Origin of the sequence: Pseudomonas sp. (genome assembly GCF_049301935.1) — a bacterium.
GTDB lineage: Bacteria > Pseudomonadota > Gammaproteobacteria > Pseudomonadales > Pseudomonadaceae > Aquipseudomonas.
The window spans coordinates 1-15,847 of sequence record NZ_JBAQLP010000114.1; the positions used below are offsets into that span (position 1 = coordinate 1).

Here is a 15,847-nt window from a genome sequence, read left to right on the forward strand (position 1 = left end):
GTTGTCAGCTCAGCGATGGCCAAGTGAGCACCCCGGACGGTTTTGCCGAGGCCTACCGGCAGTATGTCGATAACGGCTGGGCGAGCATGACCGGGCCGAGCGAGTACGGTGGCCAAGCGCTGCCGCAGATGCTCGCCTGCAACTTTCACGAGATGCTGATGTGCGCTTCGCTGTCGTTCCGGGTGTACTCCGGGCTGACCGAAGGCGCGGTGCTGGCGCTTTACAATCACGGCAGCGAAACGCTGAAAAGCACATATCTACACAAGCTGGTCAGCGGCCAATGGGCCGGTACCATGTGCCTGACCGAGCCCCAGGCCGGCACCGATCTGGCCCTGCTCAGAACCCGCGCCGAGCCGCAGGCGGACGGTAGCTTCAAGGTTAGCGGCAGCAAGATATTTATCAGCGGCGGCGAGCAGGACCTCTCGGAGAACATCATCCACCTGGTGCTGGCGCGCCTGCCGGATGCACCAGCCGGGGTGAAGGGGATTTCCCTGCTGCTGGTGCCGAAATTTATCGCCGCCGCCGATGGCACGCCGGGCGAGCGCAACGCGCTGTCCTGCGGCGCCATCGAGCACAAGATGGGCATCAAGGGCGCGTCCACCTGCGTGATGAATTTCGACGGCGCTACCGGTTGGTTGCTTGGCGAGGCCAATCAAGGGTTGGCCGGCATGTTCACCATGATGAACGACGCGCGCTTTCAGGTCGGTTTGCAGGGCTTAGGCATTGGCGAAGCGGCCTTCCAGGGCGCGCTGCGCTATGCCCGCGAACGCTTGCAGTCGCGCGCCCTGAGCGGGCCGGCTGAGCCGGGCAAGGCGGCCGATCCGATTATTGTGCACCCCGATGTGCGGCGCATGCTGCTGACCCAGAAGACTCTGGTCGAAGGCAGCCGCATGCTGGCCGTGTACTGCGCGCGCCAGCTCGACCTGGAGCACGCTCATCCGGACGCCACCTCACGCCAGGCCGCCGGCAAGCGCGCGGCGCTGCTGATTCCGATCGTCAAAGCCTTCTTTACCGATATGGGCCAGGAAGTCGCCAGCCATGCCGTGCAGGTCTACGGCGGTCACGGCTTTATCCGCGAGTGGGGGATCGAACAGCTGATGCGCGACAGCCGCATTACCCAGTTGTATGAAGGTACCAACGGCATTCAGGCGCTGGACTATATCCGCCGCAAGGTGCTCGGCGACGGCGGGGCCGAGCTGTCGGCGCTGCAGGCCGAATTCAGCGAGCTGTGCGACGCCCAGGCAGGCCGTCCGTCCCTGGCGGCGCTGGCTAAAACGGTGCAGGCGCGTCTGGGCGAGTGGCGCGAGCTGAGCAGCGCGGTGATTGCTGCCAGTCAGCGCGATGTGCAGGAGATTGGCGCGGTGTCGGTGGACTTCCTCCAGTATTCGGCCTATGTGTTGCTGGCCGGCTTCTGGCTGCAGGCGGCGGCGCGGGCGCAGGATGCGTTGGAGGCGGGCAGTGGCGAGGCGGCGTTTTATCAGGCCAAGCTGCAGTCGGCCGACTTCTACCTGCGTCGGGTGTTGCCACGGGCCAGCGCCCATCGCGAGTCCCTGTTGGGCGGCGCCGACTGCCTGATGGCCATGGATGAGGCGAGTTTCGCCTTCTGATCTGCGTAGGATGGGTCAAGCGTAGCGCTACCCATGCCGCTGTGCGCTGCGCGCACCGAATTGTGCCGAACAACAAGAGGATCACCCATGCTGCCCTTTAGTTTTGCCACCACTGGACAGATTCTCTGCGAGCTTGGCGCGTCCCGGCGTCTGGCCGAGCTGTGCCGCGAGCGCGGCGCGCAGCGGGTGCTGATCGTCACCGATCCGGGCATCAGCCAGCTCGGCCTGCTGGCCGAGGTGCTGCCGGGTTTTGCCGGCGCGCAGCTGAGCGTCGAGGTGTTCGATCAGGTGGTTGCCGACCCGCCCGAGGCCATTCTGCTGGCGGCGGTTGAGCAGGCCCGCGCGCTTAAGGCGCAGTTGATCGTCGGTTTTGGCGGTGGCAGCTCGATGGATGTGGCCAAGCTGGTGGCGCTGCTGGCCCATCCCGGCTGCGACCAGGAGCTGGCGCAGATTTACGGCGTCGGTAATGCCCGAGGGCAGCGCCTGCCGCTGATTCTGGTGCCGACCACCGCCGGCACCGGCTCGGAAGTCACGCAGATTTCCATTATCACCACCGGTGCAACCAGCAAGATGGGCGTGGTCTCGCCGCTGCTGCTGCCGGATGTGGCGCTGCTGGATGCCGAGTTGACCCTCGGCCTGCCGCCGGCGGTGACTGCGGCGACCGGTATCGACGCCATGGTGCATGCCATCGAGGCCTACACCAGCAAGATCAAGAAAAACCCGCTGTCCGACCTGCTGGCCCGTGAAGCGCTGCGCCTGCTGGCGGCCAATCTGGATAAGGTGGTGCATGACGGATCTGACCGCGAAGCGCGTCAGGCCATGCTGCTCGGTTCCTGTCTGGCTGGCCAGGCGTTTGCCAATGCGCCAGTGGCGGCGGTGCATGCCCTGGCCTATCCGCTGGGCGGGCATTTGCATATTCCCCATGGCCTGTCCAATGCCCTGGTGCTGCCCCATGTGCTGGGCTTTAACGCCAATGCGGCCGCGCCGCTGTACGCCGAGCTGGCGCCGCTGGTGTTGGGCGAACAGCTGCGCGCCGGCAGCGTATTGCAGCAGACCGAGCAGTTGATTGGTGCACTGGCCGATTTCAGCGTGCGCAGCGGCCTGCCCACGCGCCTGCGTGATGCCGGGGTGCCAGAGGCGTTGCTGCCGACCCTGGCCCGCGACGCCATGCAGCAACAGCGCCTGCTGGTGAATAACCCGCGGGAAATGACCGAGGCCCATGCGTTGGCCATTTATCAGGTGGCCTATTGAGGTCGTCTGGTGTCTGTAAGCGTTCTCGACTTGTAGGAGTGGCCTTGGCCGCGATTGGCGGTCAAGGTGCCGCGCAAATTCGCGGCCAAGCCCGCTCCTACAAAAACCGGGCTGTTTATGTTTCCCGCTAATTCCAAGGACTCCCGATGAGCCAACCCCAGCATCTGCGCCGCGATTACCGGCATTTCCAGCCGATTACCACGCGCTGGCATGACAACGATGTCTATGGCCACGTCAACAACGTCACCTACTACAGCTTCTTCGACAGCGCGGTGAACAGCTACCTGATCGAGGTCGGTGGCCTGGATATTCATAACGGCGAGGTGGTGGGTTTTGTGGTCAGCTCCAGCTGCGATTACTTCGCCTCCATCGCCTTCCCCGAGCGCATCGAGATCGGCCTGCGGGTCGGCAAACTGGGCAACAGTTCGGTGCAGTACGAGCTGGCGGTGTTCAAGGCGGATGAAGACGAGGCCTGTGCGGCCGGGCGCTTTGTGCATGTCTTCGTCGACCGCAACAGCAACCGCCCGCTGAGCATTCCCGAGCGCCTGCGGGCGGCGCTGACGGTGCTGCTGGTGGAGCCGCCGGTTTAGCCGGCCTGAGTAGCCAGTGCCCGACGTCGCTGTCGCGGTTAAGGCCCACCACAAAAACGCAGGCCATCAGGCTGTGGTTTTGTGGCCGCCGGCCCATTCGGCGGCTGGTGCTGCCCGCGGTTTAGCGTGGCCCAGCGCTATTTACGCCCAGCTGTGCAGCAGCGCGGGCAGTTCCGCCAGGCTGCTGACCTGCCCATCGGGCCTGTGGTCGGCCTCCCAGGGCTTGCCCTGGGGGTTAAACCAGATGGCGCGCAAACCGGCGGCCTGGGCTCCGGCAATGTCGTCGCTGGGGTGATCGCCGATATGCACGGCGTGCTCGGCGGCAATTCCCGCGCGTTTCAGCGCTTCGGTAAAGGGCTTCGGGTCAGGTTTGCCGACGCCCAGTTCCTCGGCGCACAGGGCAAACTGGAAGTAGTCGGCCAGGCCCAGGCGACGCACATCGGCATTGCCATTGGTGATCACCCCGAGCTGAAAGCGGTTGGCCAAGGCTTCAAGCGTGGGGTGCACCTCGGCGAACAGCTCGACCTGATGGCGCGCGGCGAGAAACACCTGAAAGCCGGCTTCGGCCAACGCCTGCGCATCCGCGTGTGCATAGCCCGCGTCTGTAAGGGCATGGAAAAGAATGCGTCGGCGCAGTTCGCTGAGGCGATGCTTGAGCATCGGTTCGGCCTGCAGCAAGGCGGCGCGAATCGCCCACAGGTGCTCCACCGGCACCGCGCCCAGGCGAGGCGCGTGCATGGCCAGCCAGTTGCGCAGCGCCGCTTCGGCGTCCTGCATCACCGGGGTGACATCCCACAGGGTGTCGTCGAGGTCGAAAGTGATCAGCTGAATGCTCATTCTGTACTGCCTTTGCGTTTGGCCCTGGGGTGCGCCTGGTCATAGACCGTGGCCAGGTGCTGGAAATCCAGGTGGGTGTAGACCTGGGTGGTGGCGATGTCGGCATGACCAAGCAGCTCCTGCACCGCGCGCAGGTCCTGCGACGATTCGAGCAGATGGCTGGCGAAGCTATGGCGCAGCATATGCGGATGCAGGTGCTGGCCCAGTTCGCGCACGCCGGCCTGGCGCACCCGCAACTGCACCGCGCGCGGGCCGATGCGCCGGCCCTGCTGGCTGATAAACAGCGCGCCATCGGCCGGGTTGGCCAGCGCGCGCAGCGGCAGCCATTGCTGCATGGCCTCGCGCGCCATGCGCCCAAGCGGCAGTTCGCGGGTCTTGTTGCCCTTGCCGACAACCCGCACCAGGCCGGCGGGTAGATCCAGGCCATCCAGGTTCAGGCCCACCAGCTCCGCCAGGCGCAAGCCCGATGAATAGAACAGCTCCAGCATGGCCTGGTCGCGGCGGGCGATAAAGTCGTCTTCCAGCGCGCCGTCGAGCAGCTGCGCGGTACGGTCGGCGTCCAGGGTTTTCGGCAGGCGGCGTTCGCCCTTGGGCGGCATCAGGCCGCTGGCCGGATCACTCTGGCAGTGGCCTGCGCGAATCAAATAGCGATAGAACCCGCGGGTGGCCGAGAGCAGACGCGCCAGGCTGCGGCTGGACTGGCCCTGCATATGCAGGCGGCCGACCATACGGCGCAGGCGCGCGCTGTCGAGCGCGGCCCAGCTGTCGATCTGTTCCTGGCTGCAGAACGCCAACAGCGTACTCAGGTCGTGGCGGTAGCCGATCAGGGTATGGGAGGAAAGCTGGCGCTCGCTGCGCAGGTGTTCCAGGTAGGCGTCCAGGAGGTCTTGCATGGAAGCTCCCTGCGGTGTGTCCGTAGGATGGGTTAGCGGCGCGTGGAAAAAATTTAAGCGCTAGGCGGTCGTTGTGCGCCGCGTAACCCATCGCAGCGGTATTTTGATGGCTATCGCTCTGCTCAACCCATCCTACAGGCTGCAACGGTCTTTAACGCACCGAGCGCAGTGGTGTGGCAAAACCGGGCACAACGCGCGCCAGCACTTCGGCGATATAACCGAGGAACAGCGTGCCCAGCGAGCTCTTGTAATGCTGCGGGTCGGCGCTGCCGATGGCCAACACGCCATGCAGGCCCTGATGGCTGATGCTGACTACTGCCGCCGAACCGACCTGGGCGCCTTCTGCGCCGAACAGGAAGTTCAGCTCATGCTCACGCAGCACGCCGCAGATGGTTTTGCCGCCGGCCAACAGGCCGCCGATGGCTTGATGCGCTTCGGCGCTGCTGACCGAACGGCCGACCGGTAGCGGCGCTTCGCTAAACAGAATCAGGCTGACGAAGGGCACCTGAAACTCGCGGCGCAGGCTGTCTTCAACACAGCTGACCACTTCTTCCAGGCTATTGGCATCGAGCAGGTCGAGCACCAGGCGGCGGGTCTTGTCGAACAGACGGTCGTTGTCGCGGGCCACGTCCATCAGTTGCGAGAGGCGGTGACGCATCTCGATATTGCGCTCGCGCAGCAGTTTCACCTGGCGCTCGACCAGCGACACGGTGTCGCCGCGCTGGTGCGGAATGCGCAGCTCGGGGATCAACTCGTCGTGGTCGATAAAGAATTCCGGGTGCAGGCGCAGGTACGCGGCGACCGTGTCCGAATCCAGGGGCTTGGGTGAATCCTGCTTGTCGGTCATAAACGAACCTGTCCTTCGTACACCCGTACAGCGGGTCCGGTCATCATAACGGGCTGGCCGGGGCCTGCCCACTCGATGCTCAGCTTGCCGCCGGGCAGTTCGATCTGTACCGGTGAGTCCATCCAGCCCTGGCTGATTGCCGCCACGACGGCTGCGCAGGCGCCGGTGCCGCAGGCCTGGGTTTCCCCGGCGCCACGTTCCCAGACGCGCAGCTTGGCCTGCTTGCGGTCGACCACTTGCAGGAAACCGACATTGACCCGCTGCGGAAAGCGCGGATGCTGTTCGAGTTTCGGCCCCAGGCTATGCACCGGCGCGCTGTCGACGCTGTCGACGCGCAGCACCGCATGCGGGTTGCCCATGGACACGGCGGCCAGCTCAACGCTCTGGCCGTCGACGGCCACGCTGTAGCTCAGCGCCTGCTGTTCGGCCTGGAACGGGATATCGGCCGGTACCAGGCGCGGCGCGCCCATGTTGACGCTGACCTGCCCGTCGCTGCGCACGTCCAGTTCGATGATGCCGCCCTTGGTTTCCACGCGCATCTGCTTCTTCACCGTCAGGCGCTTGTCCAGCACGAAGCGGGCGAAGCAGCGTGCGCCGTTGCCGCACTGCTCCACTTCCGAGCCGTCGGCATTGAAGATGCGGTAGCGGAAATCCACGTCCGGGTTGCTCGGCGGTTCGACCAGCAGCAGCTGATCGAAGCCCACGCCGGTGTGGCGGTCGCCCCAGGCCTTGGCGTTCTTCGGCTGGATATGCGCGTGCTGGCTGACCAGGTCGAGGACCATAAAGTCGTTGCCGAGGCCGTGCATCTTGGTAAAGCGCAATAACATCGCCACTACTCCGGCAGGCGGCTTTCGCCCGCAAAGAGCTCGCTGAGCGTCTCACGGCGACGCACTTCGAAGGCCTGATCGCCATCCACCATCACCTCGGCGGCGCGGCCGCGGGTGTTGTAGTTGGAGCTCATGACAAAGCCATAGGCGCCGGCCGAGCGCACGGCCAGCAGGTCGCCTTCGGCCAGGGCCAGCTGGCGATCCTTGGCGAGGAAGTCGCCGGTCTCGCAGATCGGCCCGACGATGTCGTAGTTGCGCGTCGCGCTGTCGCGCGGCTGCACGGGCACTACGTCCATCCAGGCCTGGTACAGGGCTGGGCGGATCAGGTCGTTCATCGCCGCATCGACGATGGCGAAGTCCTTGTGCTCGGTGTGCTTTAGGTACTCGACCTGGGTCAGCAGCACGCCAGCGTTGGCCACAATCGAACGGCCCGGCTCGAACACCAGGGCCAGGTCGCGGCCGGCAATGCGCTCACGCACGGCCTTGATGTAATCGCCGGCCAGTGGCGGCTGCTCGTCGCGGTATTGCACGCCGAGACCGCCACCCAGATCCAGGTGCTTGATGCGGATGCCATCGGCGGCGAGCTGATCGATCAGCGCGAGCAGGCGCTCGAGGGCATCGAGAAACGGCGGCAAGCTGGTCAGCTGCGAGCCGATATGGCAATCGACGCCCACCACCTGCAGGTTCGGCAGCGCGGCGGCGCGGGCATACACAGCCGGGGCCTGTTCGATATCGATACCGAACTTGTTTTCTTTCAGGCCGGTAGAGATGTACGGGTGGGTGCCGGCGTCGACATCCGGGTTGACCCGCAGCGAGATCGCTGCCGTCTTGCCCAGCTCGGCGGCAACCACTTGCAGGCGCTCCAGCTCGTCGGTGGATTCGACGTTGAAGCAGTGCACGCCGACTTCCAGGGCGCGGCGCATGTCGTCACGGCTCTTGCCGACGCCGGAGAAGACGATCTTGTCAGGCGTACCGCCAGCGCTCAACACGCGCTCCAGCTCGCCACGGGAGACGATGTCGAAGCCCGCGCCAAGGCGCGCCAGCACGTTCAGCACACCGATATTGGAGTTGGCTTTCACCGCAAAGCACACCAGATGCGGCACGCCCTGCAGGGCATCGGCATAGGCGCGGTACTGCGCCTCGATGTGCGCACGCGAGTAGACGTAGGTCGGCGTACCGAAGCGTTGGGCGATGGCGGACAACGCCACGCCTTCCGCGAACAGCGCACCGTCGCGGTAGTTGAAGGCGTTCATAAGCTGTCCTTATTCGGTTTGCGCAGGCGCTGGCTGGCTTTCTTCCGGCAGGTACAGCGGGCCTTTCTGGCCGCAGCCAGCGAGCAGGGCGCTGACGGCAAGCATCGCGACAAAGGCAGTAAACAACCGCTTCATGGTGGAATCCTTGTAATAAAGCATGATTGCGCCGGAGTATACCGGCCCCCCGGCGCCTTGCCTATGCGCCGGGGTTCCCGTCAGGCGCGGGTTTGCCTGTATCTTTGGTGCTAGGGTCTGTTCCCATTTCGTCGCGAGCCGCGTTGCCGCGAAAAATCTCGCCAGGCTAGGCGGAGGACGCAGGTAATGCGTGTTCCCTTGCCAAGTCCTCCAACACCGCATGGCGAGATTTTTCGCGCAACCCGAAGGGCCGGGCTAGTTTTAGCGCGATGCTGCGTTTATCGACACTCATTTGGACCAACCAAACTTCGTGTCTCATGCCTTGCCTCGCGCTAAAACTAGCTCCGGCGCGGCCGTGAACGAAACGGGAACAGACCCTCGCTTTGCACCCATCGCCAGTGATCAGGAGACTGGATGGACAGCCCCGTACCCGTGAGCAGCTCGGTTTCCGTTGCCTACCTGCAAGGTTTGCTTGACTACCTGACGCGCCAGGGCATCGACAGCGCGCAGCTGCTGGAGCGGATGCAGCTCAGCCCGCAGCTGCTCGCCCAGCGCGATCAGCGCATCGCCGCCAGCACTTACCTGGAACTGCTCGGCCACGGCGTGCGACTGACCGGCGATGAGCAGTTGGGCCTGCACCTGGGTGAGGCAGTACGCCCCGGTTATTACGGTGTGCTCGGTTACCTGATCATGAGCTGTGCGACCCTCGCCGACGCCCTGCATCGCCAGGCGCGCTACGCCGCATTGGTGGGCAATCTGGGTCAGGTCGATTTGGCCGATGAGCCGCCGCGCGCCGGGCTGGAACCGCAAGTGGCGCACAGCTGGCAGCCGTGGCTGCCACAGCAGCAACGTCAGCTCAGCGAGGAAACCCTGGCCGGCTGGGTGACGTTTGGCCATTGGATCAGTGGCCTGGATATTCCACCGACCGAGGTGCGTTTCCAGCATGCGGCGCCAGCCGATACCGCCGAATACCAGCGTATCTTCCGCTGCCCGGTGCTGTTCGACCAGGCCGATAACGCCCTGGTCTTTCCCAAGCGCCTGCTTGCCACGCCGCTGGGGCAGGCCGATGCGCAAGTACGGCTGATGCTCGATGCCTATGCCGATCGCCTGCTCGGCGAGATCCAACAGGGCCCTAGCGTGCTGGATCGCGCACGCCTGGAATTGTCCCGCCAGCTGCCGGAAGTGGGCGCCGATCTGCAGCAAATCGCCGCGCGTTTGGCGCTCAGTCCGCGTACCCTGCAGCGGCGTTTGCGCGAAGCCGGGTTATCCTTCAACCAGTTAGTGGATGAAACCCGCCAGCAACTGGTGGTGCACTACCTGCGCGACCCGGCGCTGGAGCTGGCGGAAATCGCCTTCCTGGTCGGTTTCAGCGAACCCGGTTCACTGGCCCGCGCGTTTCGCCGCTGGACTGGGCAGAGCCCCGGCGACTATCGCCGCCAGCTGGCGCTATGAAAGCTACTGCGCTTTCATAGCGCCAGATATCCAATGTTTGTGTAGTCACTGAATTTTTTGAGGTAAGTCGTAATGAGTTTGACCGAAGCCCGCTTTCACGATCTGGTCGATGCCACCCAGCAGGCGGTAGAAGATATTTTCGATGACAGCGACCTGGACCTCGATTTGGAAAACTCCGCCGGGGTGCTGACCGTACGCTTTGAAAACGGCACTCAGCTGATCTTCAGCCGTCAGGAGCCGCTGCGCCAACTGTGGCTGGCGGCGCGTTCCGGTGGCTTCCACTTCGATTACGACCAGGCCAGCGAGCGTTGGATCTGCGACAGCAGCGACGAGCAGTTGGGCGAAATGCTGACGCGTATCACCCTGGAGCAGTCCGGTGCCGACCTTGAGTTCGAAGAACTCTGACGGCGCGGGCCAGGAGGTGGCCTCGCCCTGCCGCCGCCAGTGTTGTCTGGATGATCAGGATATCTGCCTGGGCTGCGGCCGCACGTTGCAGGAGATTCTCGACTGGGGCAACGTCGACATGCCGCGCAAACGCGAGATCTGCGCGGCTGCCGAAGCGCGCTTGCAACAGCGGCACGGCATACCTTGACCGGGCGGTCTTGTTTATTTAAGTGGCTGTGGTACGGTCAGTCCACGCCTTGCAAAACCCCGTCTTCGTGATGGGGTTTTGCTTTTTTCACCAGTAAGAATCTGTTTACGAGTTCCCGAGCTAGAGCCATGCAAGGCGCTAGGTTAGTAACAGCCTCCGGCTGGTCAAAACGACGAGGAGGCGGAGTGTACTGTTGTACATGAGCATTACTCGCTCCGCTCGCCCCTTTGGGGCCGCACTTTAAAGTGCGTTAGCCGCAAGCGGCTGGCCGGGCGTGTTTTTAATGCCGCAGGGCCGACGCGCAGCAGATCGTAAACAATTTCTATAGGGGATATACCCGCACCATGACTAGCGCACCTTCGATCACCATCACCCGCCTCGATTTGCAGCGTTTGGAGCATCTGCTCGACAGTCTGGATGATTTCGGTCCGGGTGCCATCGCGTTGCAGGCCGAATTGGACCGTGCCGACGTGGTTGGCCATGACGAAGTGCCGGCCGGGGTGGTGACCATGAATTCGCGGGTGCATTGCCGCGAAGAGAGCAGCGGCAAGGATTACCACCTGACCCTGGTCTACCCGCAGGACGCCGGCGCGGAGGGTACGGTGTCGATTCTCGCACCGGTTGGCAGTGCCTTGCTGGGCCTGTCCGTGGGTCAGCATATCGATTGGGCTGCGCCCGGCGGCAAGCTGCTCAAGCTGGCACTGCTGGCGGTGGAATATCAGCCGGAAGCGGCGGGCGAATACAGCCGCGGCTGATTGCTGCGGCGTCAGGCCTTCTGCAGCGCCTGATTAAGCGCCGCCTCCAGGCGGCTCTTGTAACGCAGGTAATGCACGCTCTGCATATGCCCATCGCCGAGTACCGCCGACAGGTCCAGGTCGGTGATATAGCAGGGGTAGCGCGCGCCATCGCGGCGTTGCGCGAGGATGTGCTGGGCGACGGCGGCGAACAGGTCGCCAGCATATTCCAGCTCGGAAAATTCGCGGTGATTACAGTACAGGGTGACATGCGAGCGCTTACCGTCCGCCGGCTCGACGATGGCCTGTACGTCATAGAACGGATGGCTGATCGGTGACAGCGGCGGCGGCCGGCGTTCCAGGCGCTGGACGCGCAGCGGCGCATCCGGTAGCACCTGGTAATACTGCACCTCCAGCGGCTGGTGCGCCGGCAGGTTATCCAGCGGCAGCAGGGCGTTGCGCCGGTACAGCAGCGATTGCAGAAAGCGTTGTAGCGGGGTCAGCAGGCTCTGCTCATCACGAAACGGCATCTGCTGGCGCCACAGCGCGTTGTGTTCATCGAGCACACTCAGCTCGGCGGTGGCGCTGGCTTCGTTCAGCCGGTAGAACACCTGAATGCACTGCGGCTGCCCCACGGGCAGGATCAGCGCCAGGTCTTCACCTTCCAGGGCGCTGCGGTCCAGGTGCAGCTGGCTGTAGCCGGGCAGCTCCTCGCCCAGGTGTTCGATCAGTGTGGGCAGGTCTTTCAGGCTGGTGTGGCGGACCTGGCCGGGCTTCAGTTCGAGCAGGTGATAGTGCTGTTTGATCTGCAGCAGGTAGCGGTTGGCCTGCCCGCTGCTGAAGCTGCCGAGGGTTTCGCGGAACAGTTCCTCGACCCGTTCGGCAATCGCCGTGGCGCGGTTGCGGCAAAAGCAGCGCACCCGCAGGTTGGGCTTCCTGCCACTGGCGGGCAGGGCGTTGAGGAAGTCGCGCAGGCAGTCGAGCAGCGCGTGCGGGCCGTCATAGCGGGTCACCAACAGTTCGTTCCAGCTGTTCAGGGTGACCTGGTCGATGGTCAGAATCAGGTTCTCGCGCACCCCGGAATAGCCCAGCGCATCGGTGCGCTCGGTGGTCATGTGCATGTTCATCTGGCTGAACTGCTTGAGCGGGTCGACGCCGACGTTGACCAGCAGCAGCACCTCGCCGGGCACGCTGGCGCTGAGCAGGGCGGCTTCGTCGACGGCCGGCAGGGGCAGCGGCACCACCTGCTGCAGGCTGCTGAGCAGGTTGGCCAGCTCGTACTCGCTCAGGTCGCTGGCGCCTGGGTGCAGCGACAGCCGCGTGCTGTTGTCGATCACCCCGTTGCGCTGGCACCAGGCGAGCAGTTCGATCAGCTCGCGCGAGCGCTTGAGCGGTGAGAAGTCTTCCAGCTCCTGGGCAGTCACGCTGCCGCTGTACAGCGCCCACAGGGTTTCATTGGGCGCATCCGGGCTGGGGCTCTGGGCCAGGGTCAGGGTGTCTTCGGCCAGATCCGGGGCGATGCCCGGGTTGATAAATTCGATCTTGCCGGCCTTGCGCTCGAAGGCGGCGTATAGACGGCGGCCGAGGATGCCCAGATCGCGACTATTGAGCGAGCTGCCGGCCTGTTCGCTGCGGGCGAACTCGGAGAGAAAGCGGTAGCTGTAAGTCAGCTCGTTGACCAGCATGCGCCGCTCGGCGCTGACCTGACGCACTTTCCACTGGCTGCGGCTGTCGAGCATTGCCAGCTGGCGGCTGTCCCAGTTCCAGTCGCGGGTCAGGCGCTCCAGCAGCAGGCGTTGCCAGCTCTTGCGGTTGTTGCGCGGCGGGCGGCTGAGCTTCTTGTCGACTTTGAGGTACAGGCAGCGGCGGATCAGCTCCAGGCGCTCATGCTCGCCACGGGCCTTGAGGTATTCCTCCAGGCGGCGGTAGACCACGATATAGGGGTCGAGCTCATCGACGTCCAGGCGATTGGCGAACACCGCCTGCTTGAAGCGCAGCGACAGGCATTCGACCTTGGGGTGTTCGCTGGCGTAGACCTCGGTCAGCAGCAGCTTGAGCACCGACTTGTACGGCGACTCGATGCCCTTGAACAGCTGCCACATGCCGGCGCCGATAAATTCTTCCGGCGGGATGCGCGCCAGATGACCGAGGTCGAGCACGTCCTCGGCGCGGATAAAGCGCTTGGCCAGCAAGGTGCTGGTGTAGTGCTGATAGCGCTGCTCTTCATACACCGGCACCAGCCACCACAGCGGCGTGCGCCCGCCGAGCCAGATCGCGGTGCGGTAGAACTCGTCGAGCAGCAGGTAATGCTGGGTGGTGCCGCAGTCATCCGAGGTCAGCTGGGCCTCGCGTTCACCCTGGGTAAAGCGCGCCGGATCGATCAGAAAGCAATGCGCCTCGGCACCCTGGGTCGCTGCCCAGCTTTCCAGCAGTGCGCATTTCTTGCTCAGTTCATGCAGCTGCAGCTGGTTCAGGTCGCTGGCGTGGCACACCCACAGGTCCATATCACTCTGCTCGGCCTGGGCCACGGTACCCAGGCTGCCCATCAGAAACAGGCCGTGAATCGGCAGTGCCTGTTTGCCGCGATAGGGTTTATAGGCGAACGAGCGGGTCAGGCGCTGCACTTCGGACAGCAGCTCGTCATCCGGCTCGAAGCCGCTAAGGCCGGCCGGAGTCAGCCCGGACACGTAGCCCGGCAGCAGCGGATGATTGACGTGGAACAACAGTGGTAACAGCCTGAGCACCAGTTGCTGGCGCGTCGACAACGCCTGCATGGCGCGTTGCAGACGGCTCTGGTTGAGTGTGAGGAAGCGCGCACGCAGCTGCGTCAGTACCTTGCGGTCGATACCGTCTTCAATGTCCGGGCGAATTTCCTCGGTACGACTCATGCTCAGGCTCTGCAGGGCGGTGCGTGTTCATGCCTTGCCATGTAGCTGGCGGATGGCTGCGGATACAGGGTTATCGCCTGCGTCGCGGGCAGCTTGAGCAAGTCGCTGCAACGCAGGCTGGGATGGCTTGGAAGCGGTTCTGATCGCGCTTTAGTTGGCCAGATTTGCGCGCTGCTTAGGCCGCTTCGGTCACATTGAGGATAGTCAGCAGAACTTGCGCGTGTTCGGCGGCGTCGAGGCCCAGGCTGGTCAGGTAGCCACCGTCGGGTTGATTGATCAGGCCTTTGTCATGCAGGCGCTGCGCGGCGGCAATCGCCGATGGGGTGGCAGTGTGGTGAACCTTGATTCCTTCCTGGGTGGTGCCCAGGTTGAACAGCGCGAGGATTTCCAGTTCGGCAATCAATTCAGGGGTAAAGGCCATAAGTACTCCAGCTTCTTGTTTTAGTGAGCTGCGGCCGGCGGCGGCAGCACCCGCTGCGGTAAATCGGCTGAAACAACAGGCAGCCTGCCAGGCAGTGTAGTGAAGCCCCACGCAGTCTGCTGTGACCTGATGCTGCCAGAAGTTGGCGTGTCGTGGGGTAAATTTTTCCGAGCCGTTTACGGCGCCTGTTCGGGCAGCTCGGGCAAGGCGCGCAGGCCCTGCTCGTAGCGGGCGAGGTCGAAGGGACGGTCGTCACGCAACATGAGGTCGATTTCATCGGCCAGCACCAGGGCCATCAGCTCGATGATCTCTTCACGTTCGTAGCCGACCAGGCTGAGTTTGTTCAGCACCGCCTGGACAAAGGCCGGCTCGCCGGCTTCCAGCTGGTTCTCGATGGCCTGGATCAGGGTGTCCTGGGCAAAATCTTCGTCGTCTTGCTCGCTCATATGCGGCTCCAGTGAGTGGCTGCTCAGCCCTGGGCAAAATCCAGCAGGGCCTGGCCGGTAAGGCGATAGGTGGTCCATTCGTCCTGCGGGCGGGCGCCGAAGGACTCATAGAACTCGATAGCCGGGGTGTTCCAGTCCAGCACGCCCCATTCCAGGCGACCGCAGCCTTTGCTGACGGCGAGTTGTGCCAGATGCCTGAGTAGCGCCTTGCCTGCGCCGATTTTGCGCTGCTCAGGATTGATGTAGAGGTCTTCCAGATAGATGCCGTGCTTGCCCAGCCAGGTTGAGTAGCTGAAGAAGTACACGGCATAGCCAATTGGCACGCCGTCCAGCTCGCAAATCAGCCCGTGGGAGGTGCTGTCAGCGCCAAACAAGCTGTCGCGGATGCCGGCGACGTCGGTTTTAACCTCGTGCTCGGCTTTCTCATAGATGGCTAGATCGATGATAAAGCGCAGGATCAGGGCGGCATCTTCGGCGGTGGCAGAGCGGATTTGCAGGGGCATAAAAGGTCCTGGGCAGGCCGGTTGGCGTGAGCGGGGCCCACGCCGGGGCTGGATTAACGTGTGGCCAGCAGCTCACGGCCGCGCACAACCGCGGCGCGTACCTGATTCGGCGCGGTGCCGCCGATATGGTCGCGGGCGTTGACCGAACCTTCCAGGGTCAGCACGGCAAATACGTCCTGCTCGATCTGCTCGCTGAACTGGCGCAGTTCGTCCAGGCTCATCTCGGCCAGGTCCTTGCCGGACTCGACGCCGTATTTCACCGCATGGCCGACGATCTCGTGGCAGTCGCGGAACGGCAGGCCCTTGCGCACCAGGTAGTCGGCGAGATCCGTGGCGGTGGAGAAACCGCGCAACGCCGCTTCACGCATGATCGCGTGCTTGGGCTTGATCGCCGGGATCATGTCGGCAAAGGCACGCAGCGAGTCGCGTAGGGTGTCGGCGGCGTCGAACAGCGGTTCCTTGTCTTCCTGGTTGTCCTTGTTGTAGGCCAGCGGCTGGCCTTTCATCAGGGTCAGCAGGCCCATCAGCGCGCCGAACACGCGGCCGGTCTTGCCGCGTACCAGCTCGGGTA

17 protein-coding genes and 1 pseudogene are annotated in these 15,847 nt (G+C 64.0%); 7 read left to right on the plus strand and 11 right to left on the minus strand.

Annotated features, from left to right (window positions below; all coding sequences use genetic code 11):
* The 3 genes from WA145_RS15230 to WA145_RS15240 form a co-directional block, all read left to right on the plus strand.
* On the plus strand, positions 1 to 1,607 hold a 1,607-nt coding region (locus tag WA145_RS15230; protein ID WP_422582378.1), incomplete at its 5' end, for an acyl-CoA dehydrogenase C-terminal domain-containing protein.
* Positions 1,608 to 1,694: 87 nt separating this feature from the next.
* Complete coding sequence (locus tag WA145_RS15235) at positions 1,695 to 2,858, plus strand: iron-containing alcohol dehydrogenase (RefSeq protein ID WP_422582379.1); 1,164 nt, start codon at positions 1,695 to 1,697, stop codon at positions 2,856 to 2,858.
* Positions 2,859 to 3,004: 146 nt separating this feature from the next.
* Positions 3,005 to 3,448: an acyl-CoA thioesterase gene (locus WA145_RS15240; RefSeq protein ID WP_422582380.1), complete on the plus strand. Its 444-nt coding sequence runs from the start codon at positions 3,005 to 3,007 to the stop codon at positions 3,446 to 3,448.
* Positions 3,449 to 3,589: 141 nt separating this feature from the next.
* On the opposite strand, the gene WA145_RS15245 is transcribed toward WA145_RS15240, so the two are convergent.
* From WA145_RS15245 to lptM, 6 genes are all read right to left on the minus strand, one after another.
* The gene (locus WA145_RS15245; RefSeq protein ID WP_422582381.1) at positions 3,590 to 4,285 is read right to left on the minus strand and encodes an HAD family hydrolase; all 696 of its coding nucleotides are present in this window, start codon (positions 4,283 to 4,285) and stop codon (positions 3,590 to 3,592) included.
* On the minus strand, positions 4,282 to 5,178 hold the full coding sequence (gene xerC, locus WA145_RS15250) for a tyrosine recombinase XerC (protein ID WP_422582382.1): 897 nt from the start codon (positions 5,176 to 5,178) through the stop codon (positions 4,282 to 4,284). The genes WA145_RS15245 and xerC overlap by 4 nt, the downstream gene beginning before the upstream one ends.
* Positions 5,179 to 5,329: 151 nt before the next feature.
* Positions 5,330 to 6,025, minus strand: a complete 696-nt coding sequence (locus tag WA145_RS15255) for a DUF484 family protein (protein ID WP_422582383.1) — start codon at positions 6,023 to 6,025, stop codon at positions 5,330 to 5,332.
* On the minus strand, positions 6,022 to 6,852 hold the full coding sequence (dapF, locus tag WA145_RS15260; protein WP_422582384.1) for a diaminopimelate epimerase: 831 nt from the start codon (positions 6,850 to 6,852) through the stop codon (positions 6,022 to 6,024). The genes WA145_RS15255 and dapF overlap by 4 nt, the downstream gene beginning before the upstream one ends.
* Before the next feature lie 5 nt (positions 6,853 to 6,857).
* Positions 6,858 to 8,105, minus strand: coding sequence for a diaminopimelate decarboxylase (gene lysA / locus WA145_RS15265; RefSeq protein WP_422582385.1), 1,248 nt, complete (start codon positions 8,103 to 8,105; stop codon positions 6,858 to 6,860).
* A 9-nt stretch (positions 8,106 to 8,114) separates the two neighbouring features.
* Positions 8,115 to 8,240 (minus strand): LPS translocon maturation chaperone LptM, encoded by a 126-nt coding sequence (gene lptM, locus WA145_RS15270; RefSeq protein WP_090387640.1) that lies wholly within the window; start codon positions 8,238 to 8,240, stop codon positions 8,115 to 8,117.
* Between the two features lie 414 nt (positions 8,241 to 8,654).
* Between lptM and WA145_RS15275 the strand changes: the two genes are divergently transcribed.
* From WA145_RS15275 to rnk, 4 genes are all read left to right on the plus strand, one after another.
* Positions 8,655 to 9,692, plus strand: a complete 1,038-nt coding sequence (locus tag WA145_RS15275; RefSeq protein WP_422582386.1) for an AraC family transcriptional regulator — start codon at positions 8,655 to 8,657, stop codon at positions 9,690 to 9,692.
* Between the two features lie 72 nt (positions 9,693 to 9,764).
* Entirely contained in the window at positions 9,765 to 10,097 is a 333-nt protein-coding gene (gene cyaY / locus WA145_RS15280; protein ID WP_422582387.1) for an iron donor protein CyaY, read from the plus strand.
* Between the two features lie 16 nt (positions 10,098 to 10,113).
* The gene (locus WA145_RS15285; protein WP_422582392.1) at positions 10,114 to 10,284 is read left to right on the plus strand and encodes a DUF1289 domain-containing protein; all 171 of its coding nucleotides are present in this window, start codon (positions 10,114 to 10,116) and stop codon (positions 10,282 to 10,284) included.
* 344 nt (positions 10,285 to 10,628) lie between these two features.
* Entirely contained in the window at positions 10,629 to 11,039 is a 411-nt protein-coding gene (gene rnk / locus WA145_RS15290; protein ID WP_422582388.1) for a nucleoside diphosphate kinase regulator, read from the plus strand.
* An 11-nt stretch (positions 11,040 to 11,050) separates the two neighbouring features.
* Here the strand turns inward: rnk and WA145_RS15295 are convergent, their stop codons facing one another.
* From WA145_RS15295 to WA145_RS15315, 5 genes and pseudogenes are all read right to left on the minus strand, one after another.
* Entirely contained in the window at positions 11,051 to 13,906 is a 2,856-nt protein-coding gene (locus WA145_RS15295; RefSeq protein ID WP_422582389.1) for a class I adenylate cyclase, read from the minus strand.
* A 175-nt stretch (positions 13,907 to 14,081) separates the two neighbouring features.
* Positions 14,082 to 14,327: a TIGR02647 family protein gene (locus WA145_RS15300; RefSeq protein ID WP_090254617.1), complete on the minus strand. Its 246-nt coding sequence runs from the start codon at positions 14,325 to 14,327 to the stop codon at positions 14,082 to 14,084.
* Between the two features lie 176 nt (positions 14,328 to 14,503).
* On the minus strand, positions 14,504 to 14,773 hold the full coding sequence (locus WA145_RS15305) for a hypothetical protein (protein WP_422582390.1): 270 nt from the start codon (positions 14,771 to 14,773) through the stop codon (positions 14,504 to 14,506).
* Positions 14,774 to 14,796: 23 nt separating this feature from the next.
* Positions 14,797 to 15,276, minus strand: a complete 480-nt coding sequence (locus WA145_RS15310; RefSeq protein WP_422582391.1) for a GNAT family N-acetyltransferase — start codon at positions 15,274 to 15,276, stop codon at positions 14,797 to 14,799.
* A 53-nt stretch (positions 15,277 to 15,329) separates the two neighbouring features.
* Positions 15,330 to 15,847 (minus strand): annotated as a pseudogene (locus WA145_RS15315) (argininosuccinate lyase); the annotation flags it as partial.

Bases quoted from the DNA above. Each gene is read 5' to 3' on its own strand.
- WA145_RS15295 (WP_422582389.1), bottom strand. From the start codon at position 13,906: ATGAGTCGTACCGAGGAAATTCGCCCGGACATTGAAGACGGTATCGAC.
- dapF (WP_422582384.1), bottom strand. From the start codon at position 6,852: ATGTTATTGCGCTTTACCAAGATGCACGGCCTCGGCAACGACTTTATG.
- WA145_RS15310 (WP_422582391.1), bottom strand. From the start codon at position 15,276: ATGCCCCTGCAAATCCGCTCTGCCACCGCCGAAGATGCCGCCCTGATC.
- WA145_RS15305 (WP_422582390.1), bottom strand. From the start codon at position 14,773: ATGAGCGAGCAAGACGACGAAGATTTTGCCCAGGACACCCTGATCCAG.
- cyaY (WP_422582387.1), top strand. From the start codon at position 9,765: ATGAGTTTGACCGAAGCCCGCTTTCACGATCTGGTCGATGCCACCCAG.
- WA145_RS15275 (WP_422582386.1), top strand. From the start codon at position 8,655: ATGGACAGCCCCGTACCCGTGAGCAGCTCGGTTTCCGTTGCCTACCTG.
- rnk (WP_422582388.1), top strand. From the start codon at position 10,629: ATGACTAGCGCACCTTCGATCACCATCACCCGCCTCGATTTGCAGCGT.
- xerC (WP_422582382.1), bottom strand. From the start codon at position 5,178: ATGCAAGACCTCCTGGACGCCTACCTGGAACACCTGCGCAGCGAGCGC.
- lysA (WP_422582385.1), bottom strand. From the start codon at position 8,105: ATGAACGCCTTCAACTACCGCGACGGTGCGCTGTTCGCGGAAGGCGTG.
- WA145_RS15300 (WP_090254617.1), bottom strand. From the start codon at position 14,327: ATGGCCTTTACCCCTGAATTGATTGCCGAACTGGAAATCCTCGCGCTG.
- WA145_RS15245 (WP_422582381.1), bottom strand. From the start codon at position 4,285: ATGAGCATTCAGCTGATCACTTTCGACCTCGACGACACCCTGTGGGAT.
- lptM (WP_090387640.1), bottom strand. From the start codon at position 8,240: ATGAAGCGGTTGTTTACTGCCTTTGTCGCGATGCTTGCCGTCAGCGCC.
- WA145_RS15240 (WP_422582380.1), top strand. From the start codon at position 3,005: ATGAGCCAACCCCAGCATCTGCGCCGCGATTACCGGCATTTCCAGCCG.
- WA145_RS15255 (WP_422582383.1), bottom strand. From the start codon at position 6,025: ATGACCGACAAGCAGGATTCACCCAAGCCCCTGGATTCGGACACGGTC.
- WA145_RS15235 (WP_422582379.1), top strand. From the start codon at position 1,695: ATGCTGCCCTTTAGTTTTGCCACCACTGGACAGATTCTCTGCGAGCTT.